This window comes from Bradyrhizobium sp. CIR48, assembly GCF_014198315.1.
GTDB lineage: Bacteria > Pseudomonadota > Alphaproteobacteria > Rhizobiales > Xanthobacteraceae > Bradyrhizobium.
This window is the reverse complement of the sequence record NZ_JACIHG010000008.1, coordinates 1-18,126: the sequence shown is the minus strand read 5'-3', so window position 1 is coordinate 18,126 and position 18,126 is coordinate 1. Positions and strand designations below refer to the sequence as shown.

Sequence of the window (18,126 nt, the reverse complement as noted above, 5' to 3'; positions counted from 1 at the left end):
CCCCTGTCAATGCGCCATCATCCGCGTCGGCAGCCAGGTCGCGAGCAGCGGGAAGGCGATCAGGATCACGAGGCGGATCAGGTCGGTGACCACGAACGGAATCACGCCCTTGAAGATCGTGGAGAAGGAGACGTCCTTCACCACGCTCTTGATGACGAAGACGTTCATCCCGACCGGCGGGTGAATCAGGCCGAGCTCGACGGTCATGACGATGATGACGCCGAACCAGATCGGGTCGAAGCCGAGATGCGTGATGACGGGGAAGATGATCGGCACCGTGAGGATGATCATCGCCATGGCATCCATCAGGCAGCCGAGCACGAGATACATCACCATGATCAGTGCCAGCACGCCGTAGCTGCCGAGACCGAGGCCGGTGAGGAATTCGGTCACTTTCTGTGGCGTCTGCGTCACCGTGAGGAAATAGCCGAAGATCAGCGCGCCGATCAGCACCGTGAACACCGCCGCGGCGGTGCGCGTCGCCTGGAGCAGCGAGGCCAGGATCTTCTCGCGGTCGAGCCGGCCCGTCAGCACGCCGATGATGAACGCGCCGGCGGCGCCGACGCCGCCGGCTTCCGTCGGCGTGAAGCGCGGCAAATAGGGCAGGCCGTAGAGGCCGCCGATTACGAACACGAACAGCAGCACCGGCGCCCAGATCTCCTTCAGGCCGGCAAAGCGCTCGCGCCACGGCGTCACCTTGCCCTTGGGCAGGAAGTCGGGGCGGAAATAACCGATCAGGAAGATCGTGATCATGTACATGCTCATCGCCAGCAGGCCCGGGATGATGCCGGCGATGAAGAGCTTTCCGATGTCCTGCTCGGTGATGATGCCGTAGACCGCGAGCACCGTGGAGGGCGGCAGCATCGCGCCTAGCGTGCCGCCGGCGGCGATCACGCCGGTGGCGAACGATTGCGGATAGCCGAAGCGGCGCATCTCCGGGTAAGCGACGGCGGAGAACGTCGCGGCGGTCGCGACCGAGGAGCCGCAGATCGCGGCAAAGCCGCCGCAGGCCCCAACGGTGGCGATGCCGAGGCCGCCGCGCAAATGTCCGACGAACCCGTTGGCGGCGCGGAACAGCTCGCGGCTCATGCCGGAATTGGACACGAACGAGCCCATCAGCAGGAACATCGGGATGACGCCGAAGGTGTAGTCGGTCACCGTGCGCATCGAGGTCTGGCCGACCAGCTTCAGGGCCGCCGTCCCGTTGACGAGATAGGCGAAGCCGGAGACGCCGACGAGGCCCATGGCCATGCCGACGGGCACGCGCAGCAGCATCAGGACAAACAGGGAGACGAAGCCGATTACGGCGACGGCATCGGTGCTCATGATTACTCCGTCGCCTTCAATTTGGGATCGTGCATGTCTTCGGGGTGGAAGATCAGGCGGTAGGTGCGGATCGCGATCAGCAGCACGGCGCAGACGTCACCGACCCAGGCGATCGCGAAGAACGGCCATGTCGGCATGTGCATGTCGAAGGTCAGGACATTGTCGTTGTAGGTGCCGCGTACCTTGTCGAACAGCGTCCAGGTCTGCACCGTCACGACGAACAGCAGCACGAGGGTTGCGAACACGTCGATCCAGCGCTGATGGCGCGGTCCGACATTGCCCCAGACGAGGTCCACGGTGATATGGGTGCCGCGATAGGAGGTCGCGGCGATGCCCCAGAAGATGAGGATGCCGAGCAACATGCGGCCGATGTCGAACGAATCGGGGATCGAATAATTCAGCGTGTTGCGCAGCAGCACCGACAAGAAGATGTCGAGCGCGACGATGCCGACGAAGCCGGCCGCGATCCATTCGATCGTGTCGATGATGCGGTCCATCCAGGAGCGCTTCATGGGGTGGTCCTGTTCAAGATGAGTGCGTTGCATCCACGACGGTGCTGGGCTCCCTCTCCCGCTTGCGGGGGAGGGGTGGGGGTGCCTCCAGAGAGACTCCCCAAGGGGAGAGAGCCCTCACCCTGCGCGCGGGACGATGCTTCGCATCGCCCGGACGCGCCGACCTCTCCCGCAAGCGGGAGAGGTGGAGCGAGTGTGCGGGCGCCGTTGGGCCTCACTCCGCTAGCGCGTTGTACTTCTTCAGCGAGGCCTTGAGATCCGCGAGTGCGGCGTCCGGATCGGCTCCGGCCTTCTTGGCGCCCTCGGACCAGGTCTTCACCAGCGGCTCGGCGGCCTTCTTCCAGGCAGCGGTCTGCTCGGATGTCAGCTTGTAGACCTCGTGACCGGATTCCGCCTTCACCTTGTCGATGCCGGCATCCTCGAACTTGCCCCAGTGCTCGCCGACCACGCCCGCCATTTCGACCGAGCAGTTCTTGTCGATCGCGGCCTTCTGCTTGTCGGACATCGCGTTGTACTTGTCCTTGTTGATCACGAACACGAAGGTCGTGGTGTAGAGCGGCGCCTCCATGTCGTATTTGGTCACCTTGTCGATGCCGAACAGCACCAGCGACCCCCAGGGAAAGGTGACGCCGTCGGCGACGCCGCGCTCGATGATGTCGCGGACCTCAGGCGCCGAGGACTGCACATTGGTGCCGCCGAGCGACGTCACGAAGTTCGCCATGGTGGCGTGCGCCGGGCGGATCTTCATGCCCTTCACATCTTCGGGCAGCACGATCTTCTTGGTCTTGGAATGGAAGGAGGAGGGTGAGTGGACGAAGGCGAGGCAGTATTTGACGTCCTTCATCTCCTTCTCGGCATATTTGCGATACCAGGCGTCCAGCCCCATCGAGCCGCCCTTGGCGTCCGAGATCAGGAACGGCAGTTCGCCGGCGCCGACGATCGGGAAGCGGCCGGGCTGGTAGCCGGGATTGACGTAGGTGACGTCGGCGATGCCGTCGCGCGCCATGTCGTAATGGTCGAACGCCTTGCCGAGTTGCTGGGCCGGAAACACTTTGCCTTTGATGGTGCCGCCGGAATCCTTCTCGACCGCGGCAGCCCAGTCTTCCAGCGACTTCTGCAGCGGATGCGAAGCCGGCACCCAGTGCGAGATCTTCAAATCGAAGGTCTTGTCCTGCGCGAAGGCAGGCGTCACGCTTGCGGCCAGCAGCAACGCCAGACAGGCTTTCCTCATCACACGTCTCTCCCTGTTTTCGACGGCGGGCTTCGATGGCCCGGTCTCGTTAATTAACATGTTATCTAATCGGCCGGCGCGTTCAAGCCGGAACTGGCGCGCACTTCGCCGCGCCGTCTGCGTCAGCCATGCTGCATGGATTTGTCGCTGCCCGGCGACGGCCCTCCCCTTTTGCCCAACCGTTATATGATATAATTATCGTGCGCGGAGCAACGCGACAAGCGAGCCACGAGCAAAGCCTACAGGATCGGAAGGAGCAAGTATTGCGGACAAAAGTCGCAATCATCGGGGCCGGACCGGCCGGATTGTTGCTTGGGCAACTGCTGCACGCATACGGCATCGACAATGTCATTCTGGAGCGGCAGAGCCCGGATTACGTGCTCGGTCGCATCCGCGCCGGTCTGCTCGAGGAGGGAACCGTCGCGCTGCTCGACCAGATCGGCGCCGGGGCGCGGGCGCATGCCGAGGGCCTGGTCCATGAAGGCATCGAGCTGGCCTTTTCCGGCCGCCGTCACCGCATCGACATGAAGGCGGCGACCGGCAAGACGGTTATGATCTACGGCCAGACTGAGGTCACGCTCGATCTGATGAACGCGCGCAAAGCCGCCGGTCTGATCTCGGTTTATGAGGCCAAGGACGTTCAGCCGCATGATTTCGACGGTAGTCACCCGCGCGTAACCTGGGAGAAGGACGGCGTCACCCACACGCTCGATTGCGACTTCATCGCCGGCTGCGACGGCTTTCACGGCGTCAGCCGCGCCAGCGTCCCGGCCGGGGCGATCGAGGAGTTCGAGCGGGTCTATCCGTTCGGCTGGCTTGGCATCCTGTCGGAGACGCCGCCGGTCAGCCATGAGCTGATCTACTCCAACCACGCCCGCGGCTTTGCGCTTTGCACCATGCGCTCGACCAAACGCAGCCGCTACTATGTGCAGTGTTCGCTCGACGACCATGTCGACCAATGGCCGGACGACCGCTTCTGGGACGAATTGAAGCGCCGGCTCGACCAGGAGGCGGCCGATAGCCTCGTCACCGGCCTCTCGATCGAGAAAAGCATCGCGCCCCTGCGCAGCTTCGTCGCCGAGCCGATGCGCTTCGGCCGGCTGTTCCTGTGCGGCGACGCCGCCCATATCGTGCCGCCGACCGGCGCCAAGGGACTGAACCTCGCCGCCAGCGATGCGCATTATCTGTCGGGCGCGCTGCGCGAATTCTACGACGAGAAATCCAGCGCCGGGATCGACGCCTATTCCACCACGGCGCTGGCGCGGGTCTGGAAGGCGGTGCGGTTCTCCTGGTGGATGACCTCGATGCTGCACAAATTCCCGGACACCGGCACCATCGGCGCGCGCATTCAGCTCGCCGAGCTCGACTACGTCACGCAGTCGCAGGCCGCGATGACGTCGCTGTCGGAGAATTATGTCGGGCTGCCGTTTTAAGACGGCGCCGACGGTGCCGTAGGGTGGGCAAAGGCGCCTTTGCGCCGTGCCCACCATCTTCCCATAATTGCGAAAGGGCGTGGGCACGCTTCGCTTTGCCCACCCTACGGCTCGGTCATTATGGCGCCACCCGTGTTTCAAACACGCGAGCAAATCCCGTTTAAAACTTTGTAATTGATGCAACCGTCATCGCGATCGCGTTCAATGCTGACGACACGGCAACGCGAGACAACCATGACCGCCACCGACATTCCCGCCGGCTTCGAGCCGCTCTTTCGCAAGAGTCCTCTCACCGAACCCTGGGAGCCGCTTTACTCCAAGAACACCGACAAGGCCGTCATCATAGGCCTCCGGCTGGCCAGGCCCCACACCAACGGCCGCGGCCTGATTCATGGCGGCCTCATCGCGGCGCTCGCCGACAATGCCATGGGCTATAGTTGTGCGCTGGTGACCAACTGGACCACGTCGTTCGTGACGGTCTCGCTTTCGGTCGATTTTGCCGGCTCCGCCGAGATCGGCCAGTGGTGTTCGATCGAGAGCGACGTGATCAAGACCGGCAAGACGATCTGCTTTGGGCAGTGCCTTGTCAAAGCCGACGACACCGTGATCGCGCGGGCGAGCGGCACGTTCCGGGTGGTGCCGAAGAAGGGGTGATCTCTCCGTGTCCCGGACGCGCTGCAGCGTGCAACGCTGCTGCGCAGAGCCGGGACCCATGTCTCGACATCTGCCGCCTTCTGGGTCCCGGCTCTGCGCCGCTCCGCGGCGCGTCCGGGACACGTCTAGGCAAACCTCCACTCCGCCGTCTCCACCACGAGATCGACGAACGCGCGCACCTTGGCCGAGAGCAGGCGCGAAGTCGGGTAGATGATGTGGATCGGCAGCACCGGCTGCTCATACTTCGCCAGCACGATTTTCAGCCGTCCGCGCTTCAGCCCCTCGGCGGCCTGATAGGCCAGCACGCGCGTCACCCCGCCGCCGGCTTCCGCGTATTGCAGGGCGGCGTCGGCGCTGTTGCTGATGAAGCGGGGCGATGGCGTGACCTCGATGTCGCGGCCGTCCTGCACGAAGTGCCAGCTGGCGGAGGGGCCGAACTGGATGGTCTGGTGTTCGAGCAACGCGTCCGGCGCCTTCGGCTCGCCGTGGCGCTTCAGATAGCCCGGCGTCGCCACCACGATCCGTCGCATCTCGCCGACCTGGCGCGCCACCAGCGAGGAATCGGCGAGATGACCGATCCGCACCGCGACATCGACGGCGTCCTCCACGAGATTGACGAGATGGTCGGACAAGCGCAATTCCCCGCTGACCTCGGGATAGCGCTTGAGATAGTCGGTCATCACCGGCCCGACATGCAGCCGGCCGAAGCCGACCGGCGCCGATACCACCAACCGTCCGCTCGGCCGATTGCGCTCCTCCCGCGCGGAGCCGTCGGCCTCCTCGACATCGGCGAGGATGCGCCGCGCGCGCTCCAGATAGCGCGTGCCGACGTCGGTCAATCTCACCTGCCGGGTGGTCCGCTGCAGCAGCCGGGCGCCGAGGTGCTCCTCCAGCGCCGCGATCAGCCGCGTTATCGCCGAGGGCGACAGGTGTAGCTTGCGCGCCGCCGGCGCGAAGCCGCTGAGATCGGCGACGGTGACGAAGGCGTGCATGGCTTCGAGGCGGTCCATGTCATTATTGCATATATCGCAATGATGAAGTGTCAAGCGCGTAGATTGTTTTAGCTGCCGTGAGGTCCACTTTAGTCGTCGAAAGACGCAGCAATGCGCCGGAATCTTCAGGAGATGTTCCGATGACTGCAGTTCACACCTATGCCAGCGATGTCGCGTTCTCGCCGGCGGTGAAGACGATCCAGGCCCGCAAGGGCTCGCGCGGGGGTTATGCCCACGCCGAGCAGCGTGGATGGCGCACTGAGGTCGACGAGAACCTCGCCGCATTCCTGGCTGACGCCAGCAGCTTCTACTTTGCGACCGCCTCGGCCGATGGCCAGCCTTACATCCAACACCGCGGCGGCCCGAAGGGCCTCTTGAAGGTGCTGGACAAGCAGACGCTGGCTTTCACCGATTATGCCGGCAACCGGCAGTACATCACCCAGGGTAACCTGTCGGAGAATCCCAAGGCCTACATTTTCGTGATGGACTACGCCCATCGCCGCCGCGTGAAGATCTGGGGCGAGGCGCGCGTGGTCGAGGACGACGAGGCGTTGACCACGTCACTGATGCCGAAGGGCTACCGCGCCCGTCCGGAGCAGGTGATTATGTTCAAGATCGCAGCCTGGGACACCAACTGCCCACAGCACATTCCGCAGAAATTCGATGCGGGTGATGTGGCGGCCGCGCTGGCGGCGAGGGATGCGAGGATCGCGGAGCTGGAGGCGGAGGTCGCGATGCTGAAGGAGAAGGCGGGGTAGCTTCGTAAACGCGGCGCTTGCTTACCCTCCCCTGGAGGGGGAGGGTCGATCGCGTGGAGCGCGAGCGGGGTGGGGTGATCTCTCAACACGGGCAGTGTTCTACGCGGAGGGACCGTCATCCCACCCGCTTCGCACATCGCTACGCTCGTGGCGAAGCGACCCTCCCCCTCCAGGGGAGGGTAAGAGAAATCAGATCGCGCTCTCGCCTTCATGCTGGAAGCCAAGATAGCTCGCCGCAACCCGCTCGTTCGCGGCGATGTCGCTGGCCTTGCCGGAGAGCACGAACTCGCCGAGCTCCATCACATAGGCCTGGTCCGCGATCTTCAGCGCGGCCTGGGCGTTCTGCTCGACCAGCAGCACGGAGACGCCGCTGGCGCGGAGTTCGGTGACGATGCGGAAGATGTCGGCGACGATGATCGGCGCGAGGCCGAGGCTCGGCTCGTCCAGCATGAGGAGCTTCGGCTCGCCCATAAGCGCGCGGCCCATCGCGAGCATCTGCTGCTCGCCGCCCGAAAGCGTGCCGGCGAACTGCTTGCGCCGCTCCTTCAGCCGCGGGAACAGCGTGTAGACGCGCTCCATCGAGGCCTTCGCCTTGCTCCGGTCGATGCGGAACGCACCCAATTCGAGATTGTCCTCGACATTCATGGTCACGAACAATTCGCGGTGCTCCGGCACGAGGCCAAGCCCCATCGCGACACGATCCTCGATGTCGAGCCGGGCGAGATCCTGGCCGGCAAAGGTGACGCGGCCTTTCAGCGGCAGGATGCCCATGATGGCGGACAGCAGCGTGGTCTTGCCGGCGCCGTTGGCGCCGACAATGGTGACGATCTCATTCGCGCCGACCTCGAGCGAGACCGAGCGCACCGCCTCGACCTTGCCATAGGCGACATGGGCGTCGGTGACGGACAACAGCGCGCTCATGCCGCCACTCCGAGATAGGCCTTGATCACTTCGGGATTGGTCTTGATCGTGGCGGGCGTGCCCTCGGCGATCTTGGTGCCGAAATCGAGCACCACGATGCGGTCGGCGAGGTTCATGACGAAGCCCATGTCGTGCTCGACCAGGAGGACGCTCATGCCGCCATCGCGCAAGTCACGCAGCAGCTTGGCGAGCTGCTGCTTCTCCATGTGGCGCAGGCCGGCGGCCGGTTCGTCGAGCAGCAGCAGCATCGGGTCGACGCAGAGCGCGCGGGCGATCTCGACGATGCGCTGCTGGCCGAGCGAAAGGCTGCCTGCGAGCTGATGCATCTGGTCGGCAAGGCCGACACGCTCGATCTGGCGGGCGGCCTCGGCGAGCAATTTGGCCTCGTCGGCGCGGTCGAGCCGCAGCATCGAGGCGATCGGGCCGGAATGGCCGCGCAGATGCGCGCCGATCGCGACGTTCTCCAGCACGGTCATGTCAGGGACCAGCTTCACATGCTGGAAGGTCCTGCTGATGCCGAGCTTGACGATCTCCTGCGGCGGCGCCTTGTCGACCTTCTTGCCGAGCACCGAGACCGAGCCTGACGTGGCCGACAGCACGCCGGTGATCAGGTTGAAGGTCGTGCTCTTGCCGGCGCCGTTCGGGCCGATCAGCGCGACGATCTCACGGGCCTGCACGTCGAAGGAGACGTTGTTGACCGCGACCACGCCGCCGAACTGCTTTCGTGCCTTGTCGACCTGGAGCAGGATGCTGGAGTGGCCGGGAGCGCGGGGACGCTGTTCCAGCTTCAGCGAGGTGTCGGGCTTCTTGCCACCGGAGCGCTCGGGCAGGAAGGACATCAGCCAGGGCCAGAGGCCGCCGGGCGCGAGTTGCAGCAGCGCCACCAGCATGATGCCGAACACGATGGTCTCGACCTGTCCGGAGCCGGGCAGGATCAGCGGCAGATAGCTCTGCAGCACCTCTTTCAGCACCACGACGATCGCCGCGCCGAGCACGCCGCCCCAGACATAGCCGGCGCCGCCGACCACCGCGATGAAGAGATATTCGATGCCGGCTTGTGCGCCGAACGGCGTCGGGTTCACCGCGCGCTGGAGATGGGCGTAGAGCCACCCCGAGAGGCCCGCGAGCACTGCGGCATGGATGAACACCAGCAATTTGGCGCGCGGCGTGTGCACGCCGAACGCCTCGGCGGCGACATGGCCGCGCCGGAGCGCACGGATGGCGCGGCCGGTGCGGGAATCCAGCAGGTTCATGGTGAGCAGGGCCGAGAGGATCACGGCGACCCAGATCGCGTAATAGATCGAGCCGGGCGAGAGCATCTTGAACGTGCCGATCGACAGCGGCGGGATCGCCGAGATGCCGTCGTTACGGCCGAGGAACTCCAGCTTGCTGAAGAGATAGAACAGCCCGAGCCCCCAGGCGAGCGTGCCCAGCGGCAGATAATGGCCGGAGAGGCGGACGGTGATCAGCCCGAGCAGCACTGCCAGCGATCCGCTGACCAATAGCGACAGCGGCAGCGTCAGCCAGGGCGACAGGCCGTAGGCCGTCGACAGCACCGCGGTGGTATAGGCGCCGAAGCCGACGAAGGCTGCCTGTCCGAACGAGGTCAGGCCGCCGACGCCGGTCAGCAGCACGAGGCCCATCGCGACGAGGGCGGCCAGGCCGATATTGTCGAGCAGCACGATCCAGAACGGAGGCATGCCGGGGACGAACGGGATCACGGCCATGACGGCTGCGAAGACGATGATGGGAAGGCGGCTCTGCATTTCAGCCTCAGTCCTTCTCTTCTTCGACGGCGGGCGCGGCGAGCGAGCGCAGCAGCAACACAGGGATCAGCAGCATGAAAACGATCACCTCCTTGTAGTTGGAGGCATAGAAGGACGAGAACGCCTCGACGAGGCCGACGACCAGCGCCGCGGCGGCGGTGAGGGGGTAGCTGACGAGGCCGCCGATGATCGCGGCGACGAAGCCCTTCAGGCCGATCAGGAAGCCGCTGTCATAGTAGAGCGTCGTGATCGGCACGATCATGATGCCCGACAGCGCGCCGATGACGGATGCCAGCAGAAAGGCGATCTGCCCCGACAGCGTGGTGCGGATGCCGACGAGTCGCGCTCCTAGCCGGTTCACGGCGGTCGCGCGCAGCGCCTTGCCGTAGAGGGTCAGGCCGAAGAACAGCCAGAGGGCGACGATGAAGGCGATGGTGATGCCGTAGACGGTAAGGCTCTGGCCGGTGAAGCGCAGCGAGCCCGCGGTGAACGCGCCGGACAGTACGGCAGGTCCGCGCTGGCCTTCGGCGCCGAAGAACAGCAGGCCGAGGCCCTGCAGTGCCAGATGGACGCCCACGGATGCGATCAGCAGCACCAGCACGGAGGTGTGTGCCAGCGGCTGGAATGCGACGCGGTAGAGATAGAGGCCGATCATCGCCACGATCACCAGCGACAGCGCGATTGAAACTGCAACCGGCGGCTTCTGGGCGGCGAAGTAAATCGTCAGCGCCAGCACGATGGCCGGCAGCACGATATTGGTGAGGGCGCTGCGAGCGATCAGACGGCCGTGCAGCGCCTTGCGTGCGACGAACAGGTCGAAGGCGAAAGCGCCGATGCCGAGCGCCAGCGCGAGCTTTGCCGTGCCCGGCATCTGGCCTGCGGCCAGCGAGGCATAGGTCAACGCGCCGTAGGTGACGAATTCGCCCTGGGGAATGAGGATGACGCGGGTGACGGCGAACACCAGCACCAGCGCCAGGCCGAGCAGCGCATAGATCGCGCCATTGGTGATGCCGTCCTGCACCAGGAACAGCATGATGGTGGTATTCAAGACCGGACGCTCCCCCTTAAGATTACGGACCGGTCCCCTCGATCGCGGTGGACGGTCCGCTCACAGCCATTGAAAACCGCATGCGATATTTGATATGGTCCATAACAATTATCAAATATAACATCAAGGGCGGGAACGATCCCTCCCGAATTTAGCGGGATTATGAGCACGAGGCGATGACCGTTTCCAAAGCCGCTGAAAAGTCCGCTGAAAAGCCTGCCGACACGGCCAAGGGCCGCAAGGACGCGGCCGAGGTGCAAGGTCAGGGGGCCGGCGAAGCGCTCCAGCTCGGCGAGCTCTCGGAACAGCTCGGCTATGTGCTGAAGCGGGCGCAGCTCAAGGTGTTCGAGAACTTCCTGCGCTGCATGGCCTCGCTCCAGCTCACGCCGGCGCAGTTCTCCGTGCTGCTGCTCGTCGAGAAGAATCCGGGCCGTAACCAGACCGAGATCGCCTCCACCCTCGGCATCCTCAGGCCGAACTTCGTGGCCATGCTCGACAATCTCGAGAGCCGCGACCTTTGCGCGCGGATCCGCTCCACCAACGACCGCCGCTCGCACATCCTGGTGCTGACCGACAAGGGCAAGGCGGTGCTGGCCCGCGCCAAGAAGCTGGTCGCCACCAAGCACGAGGCCCGGCTGAACGAGCTGCTCGGGCAGGCCAATCGCGAAGCCCTGATCGCGATGCTCGCGAAGGTCGCGAGCGAGTTCTGAACTCGGCTGTCATCGCCCGGCTTGACCGGGCGATCCAGTATTCCAGAGACGGCGCGGCTGGAATCGAGAAGCCGCGGCGTACTGGATTCCCCGCTTTCGCGGGGAATGACACCGTTGCTGGGGCAGGCGCCTCAATCCACCAAAATCACCCTGATGTCGTTCACGTTGGTCAGCGTCGGGCCCGGCAGCAGCAGGTCGCCGGTCGCCTCGAAGAACGTCGTGGCGTCGTTGTTGTCCAGGTACGCTTGCGGCTGAAGCCCCTGCGCCTTCATCTTCGCGAACGTCGTCGCGTCGATCAGCGCGCCGGCGGGGTCGGTGGGGTTGCCGGCGCCGCCGTCGGCGCCGTCGGTGTCGCCGGCCAGCGCCGAGATGTCAGGCGTGTCCTTGAGCAGGGCGGCGAGCGCCAGCGCGTATTCCTGGTTCGGCCCGCCGCGCCCATTGCCGCGCACGGTCACCGTGAGCTCGCCGCCGGAGAGAATCGCGAGGCGCTTGCCTTGCGCGCGCGCTTGCAGCGCCAGCCTGGCGTGAGCGGCCGCGACCTCGCGTGCCTCGCCTTCGAGATCGGCGCCGAGGTCGATGGTCTCGTAACCGGATTCGCGCGCGAGCTTCACCGCGGCGTCGAGCGACTGCTTGGGCCGCGCGATCAATTCGAAATGCGCGCGCGCGAAGGCGGCATCGCCGGGCTTGCAGCTTTCATTGGCGGGATCGTCGAGCGCGCGGCGCACGGCATCGTCGATGTCGAGCTGGTATTTCGCGACGATGGCGCGCGCATCGGCCAGCGTGGTCGGATCAGGCACGGTCGGACCGGAGGCGATCGCGGAAGGATCGTCATGCGGTACGTCCGAGATCGCGAGCGTCACGATCTTGGCGGCATTCTTGCCGGCGCGTGCGAGACGGCCGCCCTTGATCCGCGACAGGTGTTTGCGCACGACGTTCATCTCGCCGATCGGCGCGCCCGAGCGCAGCAGCGCCTTGTTGACCGCCTGCTTCTGCGCAAAGCTGATACCGTTGCTGGGCGCGATCCAGTTCGCCGAGCCGCCGCCGGTGAGCAGCACCAGGAGCAGATCGTCCGGCCCGGCCTCGCCTGCGAGCGCGAGCGTGTCGGCCGCGCCCTTGAGGCCAGCCTCATCCGGCACGGGATGCCCGGCCTCGACCACGCGGATGCTGCGCGTCGGCACGCCGTAGCCGTGGCGCGTGGTGGCGATGCCGACGAGCCGCTCCGGCGCCAGCTTGAGCGTGTCGAGATAATGCCGTTCGGCCGCTGCGGCCATGGCGCCGGCGCCCTTGCCGGCGGCGAGGCAGATCACGCGTCCTTTCGGCGCGGGCCCCAGGTGCGGCGCCAGCACCACATTGGGATGGGCGGCGGCAACGGCGGCGTCGTACAGCGCGCGGAGCAGGGGACGGCGGTCGGTCATGACGATGGCCTTCGGCAGACGGAACAAACTGGCGACACACGCCGCCGTTCCCCCTGCCTAGCGCATCGGCGGCCAAAGCGTAAGCCGGCTGTGTCATCATTCGAATATGCAATCGCGTGATCATAATCGCCGCGTAGCAAAAAGCCCTCCGCGATGATTTCGCGGAGGGCCCTTTTGAACATTGCGATCCGACTGGAGGCTAGCCGCCGGCGTCAGCGCTGATGACGTCGCCGAACAGATCCCACTTCTCGCCCTTGAACTTCATGAGCTGAAGCGAGCTGATCGGTGCGAAGTCGTTCGCGCCGGTGTTGATCTTGATGCCGGGCAGCAGCACCTCGGTGCGGAAGTCCTTCAGGCTCGCCGCCTGCTTCATGACGTTCTCGCGCGTGAGATTGTCGCCGCACTTCTTCAGCGCTTCCACCAGCGTCTGCGCCACGCCGTAACCGACGATGGTGCCGCCGTCGAGCTTGTCACCTTCAGGGAAGTATTTCGTCATGAACTCCAGGAAAGCCTTCATGCCGGCGTCGTCCTTCCACTGAGGATCCGACACGTCCTTCAGGTAGGCAGCCGAAATGATGTCCTGCGAATTCTCGAAGCCGGCGGGCTTGATCACGCTGCCGACCGAGGCCGAGACGTTGTTGAGGAAGTGGGTCGGCTTCCAGCCGATTTCGGAGATCTTCTTGATCGCCTGTGCCGCGAACTTCGGTGTGGTGATGTTGATGAAGACGTCGGCGCCGGTCGCCTTCATCTTCACGATGTGATTGTCGATCGTCGGCTCGGAGGTCTCGTAGCTTTCCTCCAGCACGATCATGCTCGCGGCCTTGGCGCCGAGCCCGTCTTTCAGGCCCTTCAGGTAGTCCTTGCCGTAATCGTCGTTCTGGTAGAGCACGCCGATCTTGGCATTCGGCATCTCCTTCAGGATGTATTTCGCGTAGATCTGCGTCTCGCTCTGGTAATTGGGCTGCCAGCCCATGGTCCAGGGGAAGTTCTGCGGATCATTCCATTTGGTGGCGCCGGTCGCGACGAACAGCTGCGGCACCTTCTTTGAGTTCATGTATTTCTGAATGGCCGAGTTCGGCGGCGTGCCGAGTGAATTGAAGATCAGCAGGACCTCGTCGCTCTCGACCAGCTTGCGTGCCTGCTCCACCGTCTTCGGCGGCGAATAGGCGTCGTCGTAGGAGACGAAATTGATCTTGCGGCCGTTGATGCCGCCCTCTTCGTTGATCTTCTTGAAATAGGCGGCTTCGGTCCGCCCGATGATGCCGTAGGCGGAGGCCGGTCCGCTGTAGGGCATGATGTTGCCGATCTTGATCTCGGTGTCGGTCGCGCCGGTATCGTATTTCTTCTGGGCCGATGCAGTGGAGGCCGAGGCCGCAATGAGCGCAAGCGCCAGTGATGCGGCTGCAAGCTTGCCGGTGACAGCGGGCATTCCTATCTCCCTATTTTCTTGATGTGTGTGCGCCCCTTTTCTTGTCTCGATTTTTTTGGCGACGCTGCCGCAATTCAATACGATTTGGCTGGTGCCTTCAACAGAAAGCCCCAGCGACGGCGTCGCAGGGGCTGCGTCTTTAGTAGTCAGGGGCCGCCGGCGCCCGTGTGCGACTGCGAGAAGGTCCGGCTGTCTTGGGTTGTTTAACCAATCAGCGAACGATTTTGGGTTGCGCCGCTTCAGTGGCCCATCTCGCTGGAGATGATGTCGCCGAACAGCTCCCATTTCCGGCCCTTGAAGCGCATCATCTGCAGCTGCTCGATCGGCGCGAAATTGTCCGGCGCGGTGTTGATCCTGATGCCGGGCAGCAGCGTGTCGGGCTCGAAATCCTTCAAGGAGGCTGCCTGCCTCATGACGTTCTCGCGGGTGAGGTCGTCGCCGCACATCTGCAGCACTTTCACTATGGTCTGCGCGGCGGCATAGCCGAACACGACGCCGGCATCGAGCTTGTTGGCCTTGGGATCATATTGCGCGAGGAAGTTATAGAATTTCTTCATGCCGTCGTCGGCATTCCACTGCGGATCGGAGCCGTCCTTGGTGTAGCTCGCCGACAGGACGCCCTGCGAGACCTCGAGCCCTGCGGGCTCGATCACGCCGCCGACCGAAGCCGAGACGTTGGAGATGATGTGGACCGGATGCCAGTTGATCTCCGCCGCCTTCTTGATCGCCTGCGCGGCGAATTTCGGCGTGGTGATGCTGATGAACACGTCGGCGCCCGAGGCCTTCAGCTTCACGACGTGCTCGTCGATGGCGGGCTCCGACGTGTCGTAGGCCTCTTCCAGCACGATCATCGAGGCCTTGGGCCCGAGGCCATCTTTTAGCCCCTTCAGATAGTCCTTGCCGAAATCGTCGTTCTGGTAGAGCACGCCGATCTTTCCGTCCGGCTTCTCTTTCATGATGTATTTGGCGTAGATGCGCGCCTCGCTCGCGTAGCTCGGCTGCCAGCCCATGGTCCAGGGATATTGCCTGGGATCGTTCCACTTCGAGGCGCCGCTCGCCACGAACAATTGCGGCACCTTCTTCTCGTTCATGTATTTGCGGATGGCGCCGTTGGTGGACGTGCCGAGCGAGCCGAAGATCAGCAGCACCCCGTCGCTCTCGACCAGCTTGCGCGCCTGCTCCACCGTCTTCGGCGGTGAATAGGCGTCATCATAGGAGATGAACTTGATCTTGCGCCCGTTGATGCCGCCCTCGGCATTGACCTTGCGGAAATAGGCTTCTTCGGCCTTGCCGATCGCGGCGTAGGCCGAGGCCGGGCCGCTATAGGGCATGATGTTGCCTATTCTGATCTCGGTATCGGATGCGCCGCTGTCGTACTTCTTCTGCGCCAGTGCCGGGCTGCTCATCGCAGTGCACAAAGCGAGCGCGGTCCAGAGGGCCGCAACCTGAAAACGAACGGCGGACATTGTTCTCCTGCCCCGAGTTGGATCGGCGCCGCATTGAACAAGATTGGCGCCTGCCGTCAACAAAAAGCCCCCGCGATCGCTCGCGGGGGCTTCTCGAGGGTCGGACTATTGCGTCAGCGTGTCACTCAGAGGCGACGTCGCCGCTGATGATCTCGCCGAACAGTTCCCACTTCTCACCCTTGAAGCGCTGCATCTGCAGCTGCGCAATGGGGGCGAAGTCGGTAGCGCCGGTGTTGATCTTGACGCCGGGCAGGAGCGTATCCGGCGCAAAATCCTTCAGCGAAGCCGCCTGCTTCATGAGATTGGCGCGGGTGAGATCGTCACCGCACATCTCCAGGACCTTGGCCAGGGTCGAGGCCGCGCCGTAGCCATAGACCATGCTGGTGTCGGACTTGTCGGCACCCGGCATGTACTTGTCGACGAACTCGTTCCACTTCTTCATGCCGGGGTCGTTGGCCCACTGCGGATCGGTGGAGTCCTTGGCATAGGCCGCCGACAGCACGCCCTGTGCATTCTCGAAGCCGGCGGGCTTCATCACGCTACCGACCGAGATCGAGACGTTGGTGAGGATCTGGAGCGGCTTCCAGCTGAGCTCGGCCGTCTTCTTGATGGTCTGGGCCGCGAATTTGGGCGTCGCATAGATCAGCAGCACGTCGGGATTGGCGGCCTTGATCTTGACGATATGGCCGTCGATCGACGGCTCGGACACCTCATAGCTCTCTTCCATGATGATCATGGACGCGCCCTTGGCGCCGAGACCGTCCTTGGTGCCCTTGAGGTAGTCTTTGCCGAAATCGTCGTTCTGATAGAGGATCGCGACCTTGGCGTCGGGCTTCTCCTTCATCAGCCATTTCGCGTAGATCTGGGCTTCGCTCTGGTAGGACGGCTGCCAGCCGATGGTCCAGGGGAAGTTCTTCGGATCGTTCCACTTGGTGGCGCCGGTGGCGACGAACAGCTGCGGGATCTTTTTGGCGTTGAGGTACTTCTGGATCGCGCTGTTCGAGGGCGTGCCGAGCGGATTGAACACGGCCAGTACCTCGTCGCTCTCGACCAGCTTGCGGACCTGCTCGACTGCCTTCGGCGGTGAATAGCCGTCGTCATAGGTGACGAAGTTGATCTTGCGGCCGTTGATGCCGCCCTTGTCGTTGATCATCTTGAAATAGGCTTCTTCGGTCTTGCCGATGATGCCATAGGCCGACGCCGGACCGCTGTACGGCATGATGTTGCCGATCTTGATCTCGGTATCGGACGCGCCGGTGTCGTATTTCTTTTGGGCCAGTGCAGCGCCGGAGGTGAGGGCAATGGCCGCCGTTGCCGTGACCAGCGCGGCGGCTCGCAGTGTTCTTCCAAAATACAATTCGATCTCCTTCTTTAGTCCAACAATCTTCAGTTTTTCTTGAGTTTGCCGGCGAATTGCTGGCCCAGGATCGCGATCTGCCTGGCGCCGTGCGGCACGAGGTAGATGACGAGGAACAGCAGCACCCCGAACACCGCCCCGGAGAGGCCCTTGGAGATGCTCTCCGCCATGTTCGGCACGAAGATGATGAAGGCCGCGCCGACGAACGAGCCGGGCAGCCAGCCGACGCCGCCGACGACCATGCCGAGGAACAGCGAGATCGCGAGTGTGATGGTGTAGCTGTCGGGCGCGACGAACTGCACCGCGATGGCGCCGAGCGAGCCGGCAACGCCGGTGATGCCGGCGGACACGCCGAACGCCAGCGTCTTGTACAGCGCCACGTTGACACCCATCGAGGACGCCGCGATCTCGTTGTCGCGGATCGCCATGAAGGCGCGGCCGGAGCGCGAGCGCAACAGGTTCACCGAGAAGATGTAGATCGCGAGCGTGACGATGAGCGTGAAGTAGTACAGCCACGTGTCCTGCGACATCGGCAGGCCGAACGGCGCGTCCGGCTTGGTGACGACGAGGCCCTGCACACCGCCGGTCCAGTGTTCCAGGAAGTTCAGCTTCAGCAGCTGTGGCATCGCGGTCGCGAGTGCGAAGGTCGCGAGCGCGAGATAGACGCCCGAGAGCCGCAGCGCCGGTTTGCCGAACAAGTACCCGAAGCCGAAGCAGACCACGGCGGAGATCGGAATGGTCAGCGCGTAGTTGATGTTGGCGTGCTCCATCAGCACCGCCGACGTATAGGCGCCGACGGCGTAGAAGGCGCTCTGGCCGAGCGAGAACTGGCCGGAGCCGCCGGTCAGGATGTTCAGCGCCAGCACGGCGAGCCCGTAGATCAGGAGCATCGTCATCTGGAAGATGACGAAGTTCTTGACGAACATCGGCACGATCAAAAGCGCCGCGAGCACCACCAGCGAGGTGCCGGTGCCCAAGGTCATGGCCCGCTTCGGAACCGCCTCGACCGCCTGGTGGCCTTCTGCAACGACTTCTTCTGCAGCGCTCATGATCAAACTCGCTTGACGATGTGCCGGCCGAACAGGCCAGCGGGTTTGACGACCAGGAC

At 64.0% G+C, this 18,126-nt stretch carries 16 protein-coding genes; 4 read left to right on the top strand and 12 right to left on the bottom strand.

What is annotated here, in order from left to right:
• Nucleotides 1-6: 6 nt before the first annotated feature.
• From GGD66_RS23955 to GGD66_RS23945, 3 genes are all read right to left on the bottom strand, one after another.
• Entirely contained in the window at nt 7-1,326 is a 1,320-nt protein-coding gene (locus GGD66_RS23955) for a TRAP transporter large permease (protein WP_018321428.1), read from the bottom strand.
• Between the two features lie 2 nt (nt 1,327-1,328).
• Nucleotides 1,329-1,838 (bottom strand): TRAP transporter small permease, encoded by a 510-nt coding sequence (locus tag GGD66_RS23950; RefSeq protein WP_018321429.1) that lies wholly within the window; start codon nt 1,836-1,838, stop codon nt 1,329-1,331.
• A gap of 214 nt (nt 1,839-2,052) precedes the next feature.
• Nucleotides 2,053-3,069 carry a TRAP transporter substrate-binding protein gene (locus GGD66_RS23945; RefSeq protein ID WP_183259167.1) on the bottom strand — a complete coding sequence of 339 codons (1,017 nt, stop codon included), beginning with the start codon at nt 3,067-3,069 and terminating at the stop codon, nt 2,053-2,055.
• Nucleotides 3,070-3,332: 263 nt separating this feature from the next.
• Here GGD66_RS23945 and pobA point away from each other — a divergent pair, with 263 nt between their 5' ends.
• Together pobA and GGD66_RS23935 are read left to right on the top strand one after the other, a co-directional pair.
• Entirely contained in the window at nt 3,333-4,502 is a 1,170-nt protein-coding gene (gene pobA / locus GGD66_RS23940; protein ID WP_183259166.1) for a 4-hydroxybenzoate 3-monooxygenase, read from the top strand.
• A 234-nt stretch (nt 4,503-4,736) separates the two neighbouring features.
• Nucleotides 4,737-5,156 (top strand): PaaI family thioesterase, encoded by a 420-nt coding sequence (locus GGD66_RS23935; protein WP_183259165.1) that lies wholly within the window; start codon nt 4,737-4,739, stop codon nt 5,154-5,156.
• A gap of 125 nt (nt 5,157-5,281) precedes the next feature.
• On the opposite strand, the gene GGD66_RS23930 is transcribed toward GGD66_RS23935, so the two are convergent.
• On the bottom strand, nt 5,282-6,166 hold the full coding sequence (locus GGD66_RS23930; protein ID WP_183259164.1) for a LysR family transcriptional regulator: 885 nt from the start codon (nt 6,164-6,166) through the stop codon (nt 5,282-5,284).
• Nucleotides 6,167-6,288: 122 nt separating this feature from the next.
• Here GGD66_RS23930 and GGD66_RS23925 point away from each other — a divergent pair, with 122 nt between their 5' ends.
• Nucleotides 6,289-6,906 (top strand): pyridoxamine 5'-phosphate oxidase family protein, encoded by a 618-nt coding sequence (locus GGD66_RS23925; protein WP_183259163.1) that lies wholly within the window; start codon nt 6,289-6,291, stop codon nt 6,904-6,906.
• Nucleotides 6,907-7,095: 189 nt separating this feature from the next.
• Here the strand turns inward: GGD66_RS23925 and GGD66_RS23920 are convergent, their stop codons facing one another.
• The 3 genes from GGD66_RS23920 to GGD66_RS23910 are packed head-to-tail and all read right to left on the bottom strand — an operon-like array spanning nt 7,096 to nt 10,641.
• Entirely contained in the window at nt 7,096-7,827 is a 732-nt protein-coding gene (locus tag GGD66_RS23920) for an ABC transporter ATP-binding protein (protein WP_183259162.1), read from the bottom strand.
• Nucleotides 7,824-9,593 carry an ABC transporter permease subunit gene (locus tag GGD66_RS23915; RefSeq protein ID WP_092254315.1) on the bottom strand — a complete coding sequence of 590 codons (1,770 nt, stop codon included), beginning with the start codon at nt 9,591-9,593 and terminating at the stop codon, nt 7,824-7,826. The genes GGD66_RS23920 and GGD66_RS23915 overlap by 4 nt, the downstream gene beginning before the upstream one ends.
• Before the next feature lie 7 nt (nt 9,594-9,600).
• Nucleotides 9,601-10,641, bottom strand: a complete 1,041-nt coding sequence (locus GGD66_RS23910; protein WP_183259161.1) for a branched-chain amino acid ABC transporter permease — start codon at nt 10,639-10,641, stop codon at nt 9,601-9,603.
• Nucleotides 10,642-10,817: 176 nt separating this feature from the next.
• Between GGD66_RS23910 and GGD66_RS23905 the strand changes: the two genes are divergently transcribed.
• Nucleotides 10,818-11,351, top strand: a complete 534-nt coding sequence (locus GGD66_RS23905) for a MarR family winged helix-turn-helix transcriptional regulator (RefSeq protein ID WP_092254317.1) — start codon at nt 10,818-10,820, stop codon at nt 11,349-11,351.
• A 131-nt stretch (nt 11,352-11,482) separates the two neighbouring features.
• Here the strand turns inward: GGD66_RS23905 and GGD66_RS23900 are convergent, their stop codons facing one another.
• The 5 genes from GGD66_RS23900 to GGD66_RS23880 all read right to left on the bottom strand — a co-directional run bounded on the left by GGD66_RS23900 (nt 11,483) and on the right by GGD66_RS23880 (nt 18,067).
• Nucleotides 11,483-12,766: a glycerate kinase gene (locus GGD66_RS23900; protein ID WP_183259160.1), complete on the bottom strand. Its 1,284-nt coding sequence runs from the start codon at nt 12,764-12,766 to the stop codon at nt 11,483-11,485.
• A gap of 199 nt (nt 12,767-12,965) precedes the next feature.
• Nucleotides 12,966-14,195, bottom strand: coding sequence for an ABC transporter substrate-binding protein (locus GGD66_RS23895; protein WP_092254319.1), 1,230 nt, complete (start codon nt 14,193-14,195; stop codon nt 12,966-12,968).
• A gap of 239 nt (nt 14,196-14,434) precedes the next feature.
• The gene (locus tag GGD66_RS23890) at nt 14,435-15,661 is read right to left on the bottom strand and encodes an ABC transporter substrate-binding protein (RefSeq protein WP_183259159.1); all 1,227 of its coding nucleotides are present in this window, start codon (nt 15,659-15,661) and stop codon (nt 14,435-14,437) included.
• Between the two features lie 121 nt (nt 15,662-15,782).
• On the bottom strand, nt 15,783-17,018 hold the full coding sequence (locus GGD66_RS23885) for an ABC transporter substrate-binding protein (protein ID WP_018318827.1): 1,236 nt from the start codon (nt 17,016-17,018) through the stop codon (nt 15,783-15,785).
• A gap of 29 nt (nt 17,019-17,047) precedes the next feature.
• Nucleotides 17,048-18,067 carry a branched-chain amino acid ABC transporter permease gene (locus GGD66_RS23880; protein ID WP_183259158.1) on the bottom strand — a complete coding sequence of 340 codons (1,020 nt, stop codon included), beginning with the start codon at nt 18,065-18,067 and terminating at the stop codon, nt 17,048-17,050.
• Between the last annotated feature and the right edge of the window lie 59 nt (nt 18,068-18,126).

Excerpts from the sequence above, each read along its gene's own strand:
- GGD66_RS23880 (WP_183259158.1), bottom strand. The coding sequence starts at position 18,067 with ATGAGCGCTGCAGAAGAAGTCGTTGCAGAAGGCCACCAGGCGGTCGAG.
- GGD66_RS23935 (WP_183259165.1), top strand. The coding sequence starts at position 4,737 with ATGACCGCCACCGACATTCCCGCCGGCTTCGAGCCGCTCTTTCGCAAG.
- GGD66_RS23955 (WP_018321428.1), bottom strand. The coding sequence starts at position 1,326 with ATGAGCACCGATGCCGTCGCCGTAATCGGCTTCGTCTCCCTGTTTGTC.
- GGD66_RS23950 (WP_018321429.1), bottom strand. The coding sequence starts at position 1,838 with ATGAAGCGCTCCTGGATGGACCGCATCATCGACACGATCGAATGGATC.
- GGD66_RS23915 (WP_092254315.1), bottom strand. The coding sequence starts at position 9,593 with ATGCAGAGCCGCCTTCCCATCATCGTCTTCGCAGCCGTCATGGCCGTG.
- GGD66_RS23900 (WP_183259160.1), bottom strand. The coding sequence starts at position 12,766 with ATGACCGACCGCCGTCCCCTGCTCCGCGCGCTGTACGACGCCGCCGTT.
- GGD66_RS23930 (WP_183259164.1), bottom strand. The coding sequence starts at position 6,166 with ATGGACCGCCTCGAAGCCATGCACGCCTTCGTCACCGTCGCCGATCTC.
- GGD66_RS23925 (WP_183259163.1), top strand. The coding sequence starts at position 6,289 with ATGACTGCAGTTCACACCTATGCCAGCGATGTCGCGTTCTCGCCGGCG.
- GGD66_RS23895 (WP_092254319.1), bottom strand. The coding sequence starts at position 14,195 with ATGCCCGCTGTCACCGGCAAGCTTGCAGCCGCATCACTGGCGCTTGCG.
- GGD66_RS23920 (WP_183259162.1), bottom strand. The coding sequence starts at position 7,827 with ATGAGCGCGCTGTTGTCCGTCACCGACGCCCATGTCGCCTATGGCAAG.
- GGD66_RS23905 (WP_092254317.1), top strand. The coding sequence starts at position 10,818 with ATGACCGTTTCCAAAGCCGCTGAAAAGTCCGCTGAAAAGCCTGCCGAC.
- GGD66_RS23945 (WP_183259167.1), bottom strand. The coding sequence starts at position 3,069 with ATGAGGAAAGCCTGTCTGGCGTTGCTGCTGGCCGCAAGCGTGACGCCT.
- GGD66_RS23890 (WP_183259159.1), bottom strand. The coding sequence starts at position 15,661 with ATGTCCGCCGTTCGTTTTCAGGTTGCGGCCCTCTGGACCGCGCTCGCT.